The sequence below is a fragment of the Kineosporia babensis genome, from assembly GCF_021129305.1.
Lineage (GTDB): Bacteria > Actinomycetota > Actinomycetes > Actinomycetales > Kineosporiaceae > Kineosporia > Kineosporia babensis.
Map to the genome: position 1 here is coordinate 564,402 of NZ_JAJOMB010000003.1, position 12,847 is coordinate 577,248.

Annotated in this window: 12 protein-coding genes; 7 read left to right on the plus strand and 5 right to left on the minus strand. The window is 69.3% G+C overall.

Going from position 1 to position 12,847, the window contains the following annotated elements; genetic code table 11:
• Positions 1-13: 13 nt before the first annotated feature.
• Positions 14-799 carry a helix-turn-helix domain-containing protein gene (locus tag LR394_RS08735; RefSeq protein ID WP_231440156.1) on the plus strand — a complete coding sequence of 262 codons (786 nt, stop codon included), beginning with the start codon at positions 14-16 and terminating at the stop codon, positions 797-799.
• Between the two features lie 34 nt (positions 800-833).
• Here LR394_RS08735 and LR394_RS08740 read toward each other — a convergent pair whose 3' ends face one another.
• Entirely contained in the window at positions 834-1,784 is a 951-nt protein-coding gene (locus LR394_RS08740; protein ID WP_231440157.1) for an FAD-dependent oxidoreductase, read from the minus strand.
• A gap of 104 nt (positions 1,785-1,888) precedes the next feature.
• Between LR394_RS08740 and LR394_RS08745 the strand changes: the two genes are divergently transcribed.
• Positions 1,889-2,770 carry a LysR family transcriptional regulator gene (locus tag LR394_RS08745; RefSeq protein WP_231440158.1) on the plus strand — a complete coding sequence of 294 codons (882 nt, stop codon included), beginning with the start codon at positions 1,889-1,891 and terminating at the stop codon, positions 2,768-2,770.
• Here the strand turns inward: LR394_RS08745 and thiE are convergent.
• Entirely contained in the window at positions 2,758-3,408 is a 651-nt protein-coding gene (gene thiE / locus LR394_RS08750; RefSeq protein WP_231440159.1) for a thiamine phosphate synthase, read from the minus strand. The two genes, LR394_RS08745 and thiE, sit on opposite strands and share 13 nt — an antisense overlap.
• A gap of 156 nt (positions 3,409-3,564) precedes the next feature.
• Between thiE and thiO the strand changes: the two genes are divergently transcribed.
• The 4 genes from thiO to moeB are packed head-to-tail and all read left to right on the plus strand — an operon-like array spanning position 3,565 to position 6,774.
• Positions 3,565-4,716, plus strand: coding sequence for a glycine oxidase ThiO (gene thiO / locus LR394_RS08755; RefSeq protein ID WP_231440160.1), 1,152 nt, complete (start codon positions 3,565-3,567; stop codon positions 4,714-4,716).
• A gap of 2 nt (positions 4,717-4,718) precedes the next feature.
• Complete coding sequence (gene thiS, locus LR394_RS08760; protein WP_231440161.1) at positions 4,719-4,928, plus strand: sulfur carrier protein ThiS; 210 nt, start codon at positions 4,719-4,721, stop codon at positions 4,926-4,928.
• Positions 4,925-5,704 carry a thiazole synthase gene (locus LR394_RS08765; RefSeq protein WP_231440162.1) on the plus strand — a complete coding sequence of 260 codons (780 nt, stop codon included), beginning with the start codon at positions 4,925-4,927 and terminating at the stop codon, positions 5,702-5,704. The genes thiS and LR394_RS08765 overlap by 4 nt, the downstream gene beginning before the upstream one ends.
• Entirely contained in the window at positions 5,701-6,774 is a 1,074-nt protein-coding gene (gene moeB, locus LR394_RS08770; protein WP_231440163.1) for a molybdopterin-synthase adenylyltransferase MoeB, read from the plus strand. The genes LR394_RS08765 and moeB overlap by 4 nt, the downstream gene beginning before the upstream one ends.
• Here moeB and LR394_RS08775 read toward each other — a convergent pair.
• Both LR394_RS08775 and LR394_RS08780 read right to left on the minus strand, forming a co-directional pair.
• Complete coding sequence (locus LR394_RS08775) at positions 6,736-8,523, minus strand: ABC transporter ATP-binding protein (protein WP_231440164.1); 1,788 nt, start codon at positions 8,521-8,523, stop codon at positions 6,736-6,738. The genes moeB and LR394_RS08775 overlap by 39 nt on opposite strands.
• Before the next feature lie 503 nt (positions 8,524-9,026).
• Positions 9,027-9,647 carry a TetR/AcrR family transcriptional regulator gene (locus tag LR394_RS08780; protein WP_231440165.1) on the minus strand — a complete coding sequence of 207 codons (621 nt, stop codon included), beginning with the start codon at positions 9,645-9,647 and terminating at the stop codon, positions 9,027-9,029.
• Positions 9,648-9,696: 49 nt separating this feature from the next.
• Here LR394_RS08780 and LR394_RS08785 point away from each other — a divergent pair, with 49 nt between their 5' ends.
• A complete protein-coding gene (locus LR394_RS08785; RefSeq protein WP_231440166.1) occupies positions 9,697-10,614 on the plus strand; it encodes an NADP-dependent oxidoreductase in 918 nt (305 codons plus the stop codon).
• Between the two features lie 2 nt (positions 10,615-10,616).
• Here the strand turns inward: LR394_RS08785 and LR394_RS08790 are convergent, their stop codons facing one another.
• Positions 10,617-12,770: a hypothetical protein gene (locus LR394_RS08790; RefSeq protein ID WP_231440167.1), complete on the minus strand. Its 2,154-nt coding sequence runs from the start codon at positions 12,768-12,770 to the stop codon at positions 10,617-10,619.
• Positions 12,771-12,847: the final 77 nt, after the last annotated feature.

Here is a 12,847-nt window from a genome sequence, read left to right on the forward strand (position 1 = left end):
ACACAATGGGGCCGTGCGGCGGGATGACGACTTCGGGACTGCGCTGCGGACCCTGCGGCGCCGGCTCACCCCGGCCGAGGCCGGGGTGCCCGCCTCGTTGCCCGCCGCCCGGCGGGTCCCCGGTCTGCGCCGCGACGAACTGGCCGGGTTGGTAGGGGTCTCCGAAGAACACGTCAAACGCCTGGAGCAGGGCCGCCGCCGACCGTCCCCGGCGGTGGTCGACTCCCTCGCCCAGGCCCTGCACCTGAACACCCTGGAGCACACCCGGCTGCGCGCTCTCGCCGGCTACTCCGCCTCCCCGGAACCGGACGGCCGGGTTCCGCGGGAGGTCACCGAGCCCGCCCGCCGGATGCTGGCCCGGCTCAACGAGGTCGCGGTCTGCGTGTGCGATGCCAGCTGGACGGTGCTCGCGGCGAACGAGCTGTGGCACTCGGACGTGTGCAGCGTGCCCGAAACTCCCGGCCGCGAGCGGAACGTGGTCTGGCGGGCCTTCACCGAGGCCGGGCCTTCGCCGTTCCGGGTCCCCGATCGTCTGGACGGCTGGCGCGCCACCGTCGTGGCCGAGCTCCGTGATACCGCCCGTCGCTACCCGGCGGACGCCGAACTGGCTTCGATGATCAGCGACCTGCAGGCTGCCAGCCCGGAGTTCGTCCAGCTCTGGGACGCGCCGCCGGTCCCCGGAGGCCACGCGGACCGGCTGCGGGTGCCGAGTCCGGTCCACGGGCACCTCGACCTTGACCTCGACGTCCTCACCCTCGGCGAAGGTGACCTACGCGTGGTCTTCTACACCGCGTCTTAAGTTTTCAGCGGTCGCTCGATCAGGTGGTCGTGACTCACAGCCCCTGGATCAGGCGGGTGGTCTCGTCGGCGCACCCCCAGGCCAGGGTGACGCCCGCACCGCCATGACCGTAGTTGTGCACGACGTGAGTGCCCGGCCGCGCGCCCGGGACCACTTCCAGGCGGATCCCGCCGGCTCGGCCCGGGCGTAGTCCGACCGCCCGGCCCAGTTCCCGGGCTTCGGCCAGCTCCGGAACCAGAGCGCGGCAGCGTTCCAGGATCGCGTCGTTCACCGCCGGGTCAGGCAGCACGTCGTCCTGACCGGGTTCGACCGTCCCGCCGAGGACGATGTCGTTGCGGCGGGGATGGACATACGTGGATCCGGCCGGGTTCTGCTCGTCACGGACCGAGGTCTCGATGCCCGGGTTCGAGACCAGCACGATCTGACCGCGGATCGGGTGGACCCCCTCGTCCTGGGCCAGGGTCCGGGCACCCAGGCCGGTGGCGTTGACCACGACCGGCGTCTCCAGGTCGCGCAGGGCCTGCACCGGGCGGCGATCCAGCTCACCGCCCGCATCCTTCACCCGCTGCACCAGCCAGCTCAGGTAAGGGCGCATCTCCACCGTCGGCACCGTGAACTGCCACTCCTGAACCACACCGGCCTGCGTGCCGTCGTGCTCGACGATCCGGAAGTCAGGCACCGCCGGCCCCCACCACGGCGCGGGCTTGGGACCACGCAGCAACATCCGGGTGTGACGCATGATGGCGCCGGGCGCCCCTTGACCGGCGTGCTCGGCCAACTGGTCGAACCCGCCGCGCGCCCAGATCAGGCTGCGGGCATCGCCGGCCGGAAAACCGCTCGGGTACCAGACCGCGGCCGCGGTGGCCGACACCGTGTTCTCCGGCGCATCGGTGCACCGGATGCTGACCCGGGCCCCGGCTTCCAGCAGGCGCAGCGCGCAGGACAGACCGACGATCCCCGCCCCGACGATCGTGACATCGTTCATTGCTTCCCCCTGAAATGCGATCGGCTGACGCCACCACTTCACCCGAAGCCGCACACCAGCGTCCAATATCGATTTCAGCTGCCTTCATAGGCAACACTTATGGAATGGCGCTGAACCTCCGGCGGCTGGGCTACCTCGTGGTCCTGGCCGAAGAACTCAACTTCACCCGGGCCGCCGCGCGCCTGCACATCGCCCAGCCCGCGCTGAGCCAGCAGATCCGCCAGCTGGAGAAGGAACTCGGCGCCGAACTGGTGGTGCGGCGCCGAACCGGATGTGCGCTCACCGAGATCGGCGAACTGGTCGTGGCCGAGGGGCGTGACCTCACTGCCCGGGTGGATGCCGCGACCGCCCGCATTCAGGCCGCCGTCCAAGGTCGCAGCGGCCGGATCCGGCTGGCCTACACCCGCTCCGCGCGCGGCGGCGCCGTGGATGCCCTGATCGCCCGCTACCGCGAACGGTTTCCGGACGTAGAGGTACTGGCCGAGACCGGGTGGACCGCGCTGAACGTCGCCGGCCTGCTCGCGGGCCGGCTCGATCTGGCCTTCGTCCGGCCTCCGATCGAGGAGGCGGGCATCGTGTGCTGCTCGATGGAGCCGGAAGAACTGCTCCTCGCTCTTCCCGAAGGGCATCCGCTGGCGCGACTGAAACTGGTTGCCCGGGAACGCCTGGTCGGTGAACCGGTCGTGATGTGGCCGCGCGAGAACGGTCCCGGCATGTACGACCGGACGGTTGAACAGGTCTGGCCCAACGGCGGTTTCAATCACGCCCGCTACGAGCCGGACGATGAGCAATTACTGCGCGCGGTCGCCTCCGGTGGCGTGATCGCCGTCGTACCGGCCGGCCGGGCCCGCGCACTACCGATGCCCGGGGTCCGCCTGCGCCGCTTCCGCGGGCCGACGCCCACGGTCGGCCTGGCCCTGGCCTACCGTCCCGAGCATCTACCGGCCGCCGGGCAGGACCTGCTCGATCTCCTCTACGAAAAGTGATAACCGGGAAGGCGCTTGAGCAGTTCGGTGGTTGCGGCGGCCGGATCGTCCGCCTCGGTGATCGCGCGGACCACCACAATCCGGCGGGCACCGGCCGCCACAACCTGATCGACGTTGGTAAGGTCGATCCCCCCGATGGCGAACCACGGCTTTTTCTGAGCGTTTTCAGCGGCATGACGCACCAGCTCCAGACCGGTCGCGGCCCGGCCGGGCTTGGTGGGCGTGGCCCAGGTCGGGCCCACGCAGGCGTAGTCGACGTCGGGGTCGGCGATCGCGGCGTCGAACTGAGCCGGTGAATGGGTGGATCGGCCGATCAGAGAACGGTTTCCGGTCAGTCGGCGGCCCTGCCCGGGTGAGAGGTCCTGCTGGCCGAGGTGCAGGACGTCGGAACCGGCGACTGCGGCGATGTCGGCGCGGTCGTTGACTGCGAGCAGACGTCCGTGGCGACGGGTGGCAGCGGCGAACACTTCCAGCAGCTCCAGTTCTTCGGCTGCTTCAAGGTTCTTCTCACGCAGCTGCACGATGTCCACACCGGCGGCAAGCACTGCGTCGAGGAACTGCTCCAGATCTGCCTCGCGGCGGCGGGCGCCGGTGCACAAGTAGAGGCGGGCTGAGGTCAGCGCATCCAGGTTCGGCATTCGCGGAAGTCTGCCATGCGAAGTGGGGGACGACGGGAACGAATTCACGGGGTATGGTGGCCGGACCACGGGAGCCCGGAATCGCGGGCTGAGAGGGCGAGCGCACTCGTCGACCGTCGAACCTGCTCCGGATCATGCCGGCGAAGGGAGAGTTGGGTGGTTCCCTCAGGGGATCCCCCGGCTGCGCAGCGTGCAGCTCGGGGGGATGTGGTGGTGCTGGGCGGTGGCCTGGTCGGTGCGGCGTGCGCGTGGCGCCTGACTCAGCGTGGTCATCGCGTGGCGCTGGTCGATCCCGATCCTGGCGGTGGCTCTTCGCGGGCCGCGGCGGGGATGCTGGCGCCGGTCAATGAGTTACGCACCGGCGAAGATGACTTGCTGGCGTTGTGTTTGCTGGCCGCGGCCGGTTTTGCGGACTTCGCGGCGGCGGTGACCAGCACTTCGGGGCTGCCCACCGGTTACCGGGAATGCGGCACTCTTGCGGTCGCCCTGGACGCCGGCGATCGGGCCCGGCTGTCCCAGATCCGCTCTGCTCAGCAGAGTCTCGGTCTCGAGGTGGAAGGGCTGACCGGCCGTGAGTGCCGGGTGCTGGAGCCGTTGCTCGATCCCGGGGTTTGTGGCGGCAGTCTGATCCGCCACGATCATCAGGTCGATCCTCGAGAGTTGTTCTCAGCCTTGTGGACTGCTGGGCAGCGGGCCGGCGTGGAGCATGTTCCCCAGCTTGGGGAAGTGCTGGTGCAGGACGGGTGCGCGACTGGCGTGAGGCTGGCCGACGGCACTGTGCGGCGAGCCGATCTGGTGGTTCTGGCCACCGGGGCGGCGGCCGGGCAAGGGCGGGTGCGGCCGGTGAAAGGCCAGATCCTCCGGCTGCGCATGCCCAAGGGCGAACACGTTCTGCAGCGCACGGTCCGGGGGCTGGTGCGCGACCGCGAGGTTTACCTGGTCCCCCGCGAGAACGGTGAGCTGGTGGTGGGTGCCACCAGTGAGGATCGCGGGTTCGACGAGCGGGTGACGGCCGGGGCCGTGTACGAGTTGCTTCGGGATGCACAGGCTTTGGTGCCCGCCGTGACCGAACTGGAGCTGGTCGAGACGATGGCCCGGTGCCGTCCCGGATCGCCGGACAACCTTCCTCTGATCGGTTTCGGCGAGGTGGAGGGTCTGCTGCTGGCCACCGGCCATCACCGCAACGGGGTGTTGCTCGCCGCAGTCACTGCTGAGGCGGTCGCCACCCTGGCCTCCGGCGGAACGCCCAGCCCCGAAATCGCTGCCTGCTCACCGAAACGATTCCAGAAAGCGGCGGAAGGAGAGTGACCGTGGAGATCTTTGTCAACGGCCAGGCGCTGCAGGTGCCGGACGGATCCAGTGTGGCCCAGGCCGTAAAGCTTTTCGCGCCGACGGTGGAGCCCGGACGAGGTGCGGCCGTGGCCCTGGGCGATCAGGTCGTCGCCTCCAGCCGCTGGTCCCAGACCGCCGTGAACGCCGGGGACCACCTCGAACTGCTGACGGCGGTGGCCGGCGGATGAGCGACGATTTCAGCATCGCTGGGCAAGTATTCGGTTCCCGGCTGATCACCGGCACCGGTGGAGCCGCCAATCACGACGTGCTGGAGCGGGCACTGCGGGCCTCCGGCACCGAACTGACCACGGTCGCCCTGCGGCGGGTGGATCCGGCCGCCCGGGGTTCGCTGCTGGAGGTCCTGGACCGGGCCGGGGTGCAGGTGCTGCCCAACACCGCCGGGTGCCGCACCGCCCGCGAAGCTCTGCTCACCGCCCGCCTGGGCCGGGAGGCGCTGGGCACCGACTGGGTCAAGCTCGAGGTCGTGGCCGACGAGGACACCCTGCTGCCGGACGCGGTGGAACTGCTGGAGGCCGCGGAACAACTGGTAGGCGACGGATTCACCGTCCTCGCTTACACCAACGACGATCCGGCCCTGGCCCTGCGCCTGGAACGCGCCGGCTGCGCCGCAGTCATGCCGCTGGGCGCCCCGATCGGGACCGGTCTGGGCATCCTCAACCCCCACAACATCGCCCTCATCGTCGAGCGGGCCTCGGTCCCGGTCGTCCTCGACGCCGGCGTCGGCACCGCCTCGGATGCTGCCCTGGCCATGGAACTGGGCTGCGATGCCGTCCTTCTGGCCACCGCCGTCACCCGCGCCCAGAACCCGGAGCTGATGGCCACCGCGATGCGCCACGCCGTTCTGGCCGGCCGCGCCGCGCACCTGGCCGGCCGTATCCCGCAACGAGCGCTGGCCCAGGCGTCCTCCAGCTGGCAGGGCCTGGCCCGCTTCGGTGCCGCATGAAGCCCCTGGTGGAGCCCGCGAGCGAGCTGACCAGCGACGAACGCCGCCGTTACGCCCGCCAGCTCCTCCTGCCCGCGATCGGTGAAGAGGGCCAGCTCCGGCTCAAGGCCGCGCGGGTTCTGCTCGTCGGCGCCGGAGGCCTCGGCTCCCCCGCGCTGCTGTACCTGGCCGCGGCCGGGGTCGGCACGATCGGGGTGATCGACGACGACGTGGTGGACGAGACCAACCTGCACCGCCAGGTCGTCCACGGCACTGCCGATGTCGGCCGCCCCAAGGTCGACAGCGCCGCCGACGCCGTGGCCCGCGCCAACCCCCTCATCACCGTGATCAAGCACAACGAGCGGCTCTGCCCCGGCAACGCCGAGCACCTCTTCGCGGCGTACGACCTGGTGGTGGACGGGTCGGACAACTTCACCACCCGCTACCTGGTCAACGATGCCTGCGTGCTCACCGGCAGGCCGTGGGTCTGGGGCGCCGTGCTGCGCTTCGAGGGCCAGGTCGCCGTCTTCTGGCCCGGTCACGGACCCGTCTACCGCGATCTCTTCCCCGAACCACCGGCCCCCGGCACCGTCCCTTCCTGCAACGAGGCCGGCGTGCTGGGCGCTGTGTGCGCCGCGATCGGTGCGGCCATGGCCACCGAGACCGTCAAGCTCATCACCGGTGCGGGCCGGAGCCTGCTCGGGCGAGTCCTGATTCATGACGCCCTGGCCATGACGTGGTGCACCCTGCACCTCAGCCAGGATCCGCAACGCGAACCGGTCACCACGATCGCCGCGCTCCCAGAGATCGACGCCGCCCAGTTGGCCCGCGAACTCCAAGACGGCGAGATCGCCCTGGTAGACGTGCGAGAACCCACCGAGCACGCTCAGCACGCCATCCCCGGTGCGCAACTCATCCCCTTGACCAAGGTGCTGGCCGACCCCGGCCGGTTCGACCACTCCGTACGCCTGGTCCTGCACTGCGCCGGCGGCACCCGCTCGGCCGAAGCGCTCCGGGCCGTCCTGGCCGCAGGCCACCCAGACGCCGTGCACCTACAAGGAGGCATTGCCGCCTGGGACCGGCTGAACTAGCTGCGGGATCGGCACCGTCGGGGAGTCGGGGAGCAGGGTGGTCCGGCGGACTCGGCCGCCGCTCAGCTCGATCACCTGGTCGGCGTGCCGGGTGAGGGCCAGGTCGTGGGTGACCAGGAGCACCGTGCGGCCTTCGTCGGCCAGTTCGCGCAGGGTGCCGATCAGGTTCTGGGCGGTGCGCGGGTCGAGGCCGGTGGTGGGCTCGTCCAGCACCAGCACCGATCCCTGGCGCAGCAGGGCCCGGGTCAGGGCGACGCGCTGGCGCTGGCCACCCGACAGAGCTCGTCCGCGTTGGCCGACCTGGGTGGCCAGACCGTTCGGCAGCCGCTCAAGGAACTCGGCCGCGCCGCTGTCCTGGGCCGCCAACGTGATCGCGCCGGTGCCGGGGTCTTCCGGGGTGCCATAGGTGATGTTCTCCCGCAGGGTCTCGTCGAACATGAAGGGTTCCTGCGGCAGCCAGGTCACTTGCCGGCGCAGTTCGTGCAGTGGGTAGTCGCGCAGGTCGCGACCGGCCAGGAGTACTCTGCCGTGGTCGGGGTCGCGAAAACGCACGAGAAGCTCCATCAGGGTGGACTTTCCGGCACCGCTCGGGCCGGTCACCATGACCAAGGCGCCCGGTCGGATGCGCAGGCTCACGTTACTGAGCCGGTTCGGGCGGCCGGGTGAGCACACGGTCACGCCCTGGATGACGAGGTCGGCGCGCTGGAGGGGGTCGTACGGCCGGAGGTCGACCACCGGTGGCTCCAGGACCGCAGGGCGCAGTTCCAGCAGCTCCACCAGCCGGGCTGCGCTGGTGCCGAACTGGGAAGCGGTCAGGCCGAGCTGCCCGAGCGCCGTGATCGGTGGGTAGAGGAAGGTCAGGTAGGCGGTGAAGGCCAACAGCCCACCGACGGTCAGGTCACCGGTCGCGATGTCGACCACGCCGATCCCGATCACGGCCAGCAGTCCGGCGGTCTCGACCAGTTCGGTCAGCGGACCTTGCACCGAGGCCAGCCGGGTCTGGCGCAGCCGGGCGGTCATCAGCCGTCCGGAGACCGTGGCCAGGCGGCGGCGCTCGGCCGGGCGGGCGTTGTAGGCCTGCACCAGAGCGGAGTTGGTCAGGCTCTGCTCCAGGGCCGAGGTCAGCTCGCCGTGAGCGACCCGGGTGCTCATCGAAAGGCGATGGGTACGACCGGTCAGCCAGCCGTTCAGCAGCCAGACCACCGGGGCCGCGGCCAGCACCACCAGGGCCAGCATCCAGCTCTGCCGCCAGGCCGCCACCCCGAAGATGACTACCGCGATCACCGAGCCGGCGGCATCGATGACCCCGGTCACGGTCAGGTGCTCCACGTCCTCCGTGTCGTCCACCACCCGGGAGAGCACATCCCCGAGAGCTCGGCGGTCCAGCTCTTCGGGGGCAAGGGTGAGGAGGTGGTCGTGGGTCTGGGCGCGCAGCCGACGGGAGAACCGCTCGGCCGCCGAGGCTGTGAGCACCGAGCCCAGGTAGGTCAGGACCGCGGCGACCAGGGTCACTCCGGCCCAGATCCCGGCCGGGCCCCAGAACTGTTCCAGATCAGCGTCTTCCACCGCGCCGTCGATCAGGTCGGCCAGGAGCTCGATCCCGATCGCGTCGGCCACCACGGCCAGGGTGAAAGCCAGCAGCGCGCCGGCCATGGCCAGGCGGCGGCCCTCGGTCAGGGGCCAGAACCGGCGAAACACCTGCGGCCAGCTGAGCCGGGGCAGTTCTTCCGGCGACTCGTCGCTCGCCAAGAGGTGTCTCCATGTCTGTCGCGAAGGTGACCGTTTCACCGTCTGCACCGAGCAGACTTCCCACCTCAGCTGGAAAGATCACGCTCGTCACCTGAGCGCGAGCTATGACGGGCAGATCACACCGCCGCCAAAATCCGGCGGACCGGTGCACTCTGCAGAGTGCACCGGTCCGGCCTGGGCAGGCAGACTGATCAGTGGCGGATCAGTCGCGACCGCCCCGGGCCGGCTGCTTCGCCTCCGGCGTGTTCTTCTTCTTGGGCTGGACCTCGATCTTGCGGGCCGGACGACGGTCGCGGGCCTTCAGGATCTTCGCCATGGTGTGTCTCCTTCGTGTTCTCCGTAGCGGCGGTTCCGCTGTGGTGATGAGAAGAACTCTGCCCACCGTTCCTGGCAGAACAGCCTGCAGAACCTGAAAAACCGCTCTGACAGCGGTACTACAGAAAGCCACAGCAGATCCGCACCGAAACACGGGTCAGCCTGCGCGCTACCGGCGGCCGTTCGTGCTACCTGATCACCAGCGGAACCCGCGCGGCCGGCGGCAGCTTCACCCGTGACGGATCGGCCGCGAAGGCCTGCAGAGCCAGCGCGGCGAACCTCCGGGAGGCCGCCACCGAGGCCGACGTCGACTCCGTCCGGATACCGCCGTTGGCCATGATCACTATCATCAGATCCTCCATCACGAAGTCGCGCCGCAGACCCCCGCTGCGCTTCGCCCGCCCGACCAGTCTCGCCATCTTGGCCAGGGAATCGTCCCGGGACGCCGCGAAATTCATTGCCCTGGGGAAGGTCTTCATGAAGGCGGCGCTGAAACCCCAGTCCCGGGCGTGCAGATCGAACACCCGCTCCACCACCGAGCAGAATCCGTGCCACGGATCCGGATCGGCGAGCCCGTCGTCCACAATTCGCCCGCACGCCCGCATCTGATCGCTGAACGCCTCGGCGACCAGGGCGTCCTTGGTCGGGAATCGGCGGTAGAGCGTGGCCGGGCCGACCTGCGCCCGCCGCGCGATCTCCCGCATCGGTGCCTCCAGCCCGACCTCGGCGAAGACCTCACGCGCGGCTTCGATGATCCGGTCGCGGTTGTCACGGGCGTCCGCCCGCAGGTGAGACAGATTCTCGGCCATACTCTCACTTTACCTAGCTGGACGCAGGCGTCCACTTAGTCTCGGCGGCATGAGAGCACTTCAGTTCAGCGAGTACGGGTCCGCAGATGTCCTGCACGTGGCCGACGTTCCCGAGCCGCACGCCGGGCCGGGACAGATCCGGATCGCGGTCAGGGCCTCCGGCCTGACTCCGGCCGACACCTACTTCCGATCGGGCCGCTTCCGTGACTGGATGCCGCTGACCTTGCCGCACGTCCTGGGAGTGGACGCGGCCGGCGTGGTCGACGAGATCGGCGCCGGGGTTGGCGAAACCAAGGTGGGAGACGAGGTTTTCGGCCTGGTCGACGTCGCCCAGAAGGGTGGCGCGAACGCAGAGTACGCAGTACTGACCCTCTGGGGCCCCAAGCCGGCGGCGTTGTCCTGGGAGGAGGTCGGTGGGCTGGCCGGTAACGCCGAGACCTCGCAGCGGGTCCTGGACCAGCTCAAGCTCAAGGAGGGCGAAACCCTGCTGATCGAGGGGGCTGCCGGTGGGGTCGGTTCGGTGGCCACCCAGTTCGCGGTCGCTCGCGGCGCCACCGTCATCGGCACCGCCAGCCCGCACAACCACGATTTCCTGCGGGAGATCGGGGCAATTCCGGTCACCTACGGCCCCGGTCTCGCCCACCGCCTACCCCAAATGGTAGACGCTGTGCTCGACACCGCGGGCAAAGGCTCCCTTCGCGAGTTGGTCGCCTTGGCGGGCGGGCCGGAGCGCGTGGTCACCATCGCCGACATGACCGCGCCCGAACTGGGAGTGAAGCTGTCCCGCTCGGCCGGACCGGATGCCGACCCCCAGGCGGTCGAAGGCCTTCAGGTCGCGCACGACCTGGCTCAGCAGGGCAAGCTACGACGTCTGGTGGCGGGCGTTTTCAGACTGCAGGAGGCAGCGAAGGCTCACGAGCTCAGCGAGACCGGTCACGCCCGAGGCAAGATCGTCCTGGTGCCGTAGCCCTATCGCCGGGCCCCGGAAGCGGTCACCTTCACTACACCGGTGACCCTTTCGCGGCCTTCGACCGACCTCAGCTTTCCGTCTGCCGAATCGCCGTCCAGGACCCACTGGTACTCGCCTCGCCGGGCGGCACGACCCGAGCCGCTGCGACCGTCCCAGCGGAAGGCAACCTCCAACCCGTCGGGCCGCTGAGCGATCGTGCGAATTGTTTTCCCACGGAACCGGATCCGCAGTCTGGCCTGACTCAGAGGTTTGGTGACGCTGCCCCGCAGCATCCAATCCGCACCACCCGGCACGGATGGCGAAGTGGTGGTCTCAACCAGCAACGGACGATCGCGGCCGGTGTCGAACGGCAGTCGTCTCACGCTCAGATCACCGGCCGCTGTGACGCCGGCGATCAGATTCCCGTCGATCTCGTAGGGATGACCCAGTTCGCTGATCTCTGGCTCCGCCTGAGGTTCGGAAAGATTAAGCAGGTAGACCTTTTCGCCGCTACTCCAGCTCAGGGTGTCCTCGTTCAGGCGCAGATCGTGAACTTCGGTGGCGGCTGGGATCCGACGCACCCCCTGAACGAAAAGATCTGCCACCGAGATCGTTCCGGAACGGTCCAGCCAGGCGTAACGCGAGCCCCAGATCGCCACCGGCCCCGCCGCACCCGATTCGACCAAGCGCTGAGAACCGTTCTCGCTAGAGGCATCACGGGTCATGACGGCTCCCGCGGGCGTGGCCCACACCAGCCTTGAGCCGAACAGATCGGTGTGCCGGGTCTTGGTGAAGAACAAGGGCTGTGTCGTATCCGGGGCATAGAGCCGTCCTTGGGTCAGGTTGAACGCCCCGGACGCCTTCATGCTCGTGTAGTTCGCCGAGGCCGATCCCTGAACAAAGGACTGGTACAGAGCACCGAAGGGCAAGTAGGCCCGACGATACACCGATCGGCCCTCAGAAGTACCACGCAGCAGGAAGTTCGTGCCGAAGGCGGCGACCGAATCCGGTGCGCCCGAGGCCGGGCGCGTCAGGCCGGGCGGATCGTCGAACCCCCACAATCCAGCCAGGTCGCCAGGTGTTCCGCTGCTGTCCCGCAACACCTTTCGAGCCTTGATCAGGGTCTTCTCATCTCCGGCGACGTTCGGGTCGCGTACCGTGTAGAGCAGCAACCCGTTGCTCAGGGCCAGGTCGGTGAACGTCCCCCGCCGAGCCGGCCAGTCCGCCACCCGTTCGGCTCTTCTGCCCTCGGTCACCCGGTACACCCCGGCCCGGTCGACGAGATCGCCGCCCAGCCCGAAGTAGATGTCCTGGCCGTCCACGAACGGGCCGCTCAAGTCGCTCAGTGGGTCGTCCGTGGGCATCCTTCCGGGGAACTGCAGTCTGCCCCAGGAGCCTTGGCCCCCCACCGACACCTGGCTGACCACATAGGGCGGGCCTCCCATCCACTTGCGCAGGTAGGAGCTCACGGTCAGCATCCGGTCGTCGGTGGCCGCGCTGAGGAACCCGGACGCTTCCGGTTGCTCCTCGATCGGCAAACCCGTCCGGCGCCGAAAGACACGGTCCTTCTCGACATACCGGTTGTGGGTGCTCCAGGCGATGGAATCCGGAGTCAGCACCAGCCCTCCGAAGGCGGCCCCGACCCCGTCGGTGTCCGGCAACTCCTGGACGACCTCGGTGCCGCGATCACTCACCAGCACCAGCCGCCGTACCGCGTCCGGCTGTTTCCCCCAGGTCGCCGACACCAGAGTCCGAGGCCCATCGCTGACCGCCCGCACCAAGGCCTCGGAGTCGAACCCGCTCAGCACCACCCGGTCGTCGCCACCCGCCCGATGCTCCCGAAGCACTCCACCGTCGCGCCCCAGCCAGCCCTGCGGCGTCCAGGCCACGAACACCTCATCGCTGCTCAGTTCACCGGCTGCCCCGCTGCCGAGGTCAAAGGTGTGCAGAACACTGCGCTCGGCGCCGTTCCAACCCCGGATCTGCTCCACCCATCGCAACTGCCCGTTGCGGACATCTGTCGCGGGCACCACATCGGTGTCCAACGGCTTGGCCGGTCCGGCCTCGCGCCACGACTGCCCGGCCCCACCGACCAGCACCGTGCGCTCGTCCCGCAACACCACGAACTGCCCCTGGCTGACCCCCAGCAGTCGCGTACGGACGACTTCGGGCACCTGCGGAGCAACGTTCACATCCGCGGCGGCCGATGCCGGAACAGCCAGGGCCACAAGCAGCACAACCAGCAAAAGGC

Excerpts from the sequence above, each read along its gene's own strand:
- LR394_RS08740 (WP_231440157.1), bottom strand. The coding sequence starts at position 1,784 with ATGAACGATGTCACGATCGTCGGGGCGGGGATCGTCGGTCTGTCCTGC.
- LR394_RS08745 (WP_231440158.1), top strand. The coding sequence starts at position 1,889 with ATGGCGCTGAACCTCCGGCGGCTGGGCTACCTCGTGGTCCTGGCCGAA.
- thiE (WP_231440159.1), bottom strand. The coding sequence starts at position 3,408 with ATGCCGAACCTGGATGCGCTGACCTCAGCCCGCCTCTACTTGTGCACC.
- LR394_RS08765 (WP_231440162.1), top strand. The coding sequence starts at position 4,925 with ATGAGCGACGATTTCAGCATCGCTGGGCAAGTATTCGGTTCCCGGCTG.
- moeB (WP_231440163.1), top strand. The coding sequence starts at position 5,701 with ATGAAGCCCCTGGTGGAGCCCGCGAGCGAGCTGACCAGCGACGAACGC.
- LR394_RS08780 (WP_231440165.1), bottom strand. The coding sequence starts at position 9,647 with ATGGCCGAGAATCTGTCTCACCTGCGGGCGGACGCCCGTGACAACCGC.
- LR394_RS08785 (WP_231440166.1), top strand. The coding sequence starts at position 9,697 with ATGAGAGCACTTCAGTTCAGCGAGTACGGGTCCGCAGATGTCCTGCAC.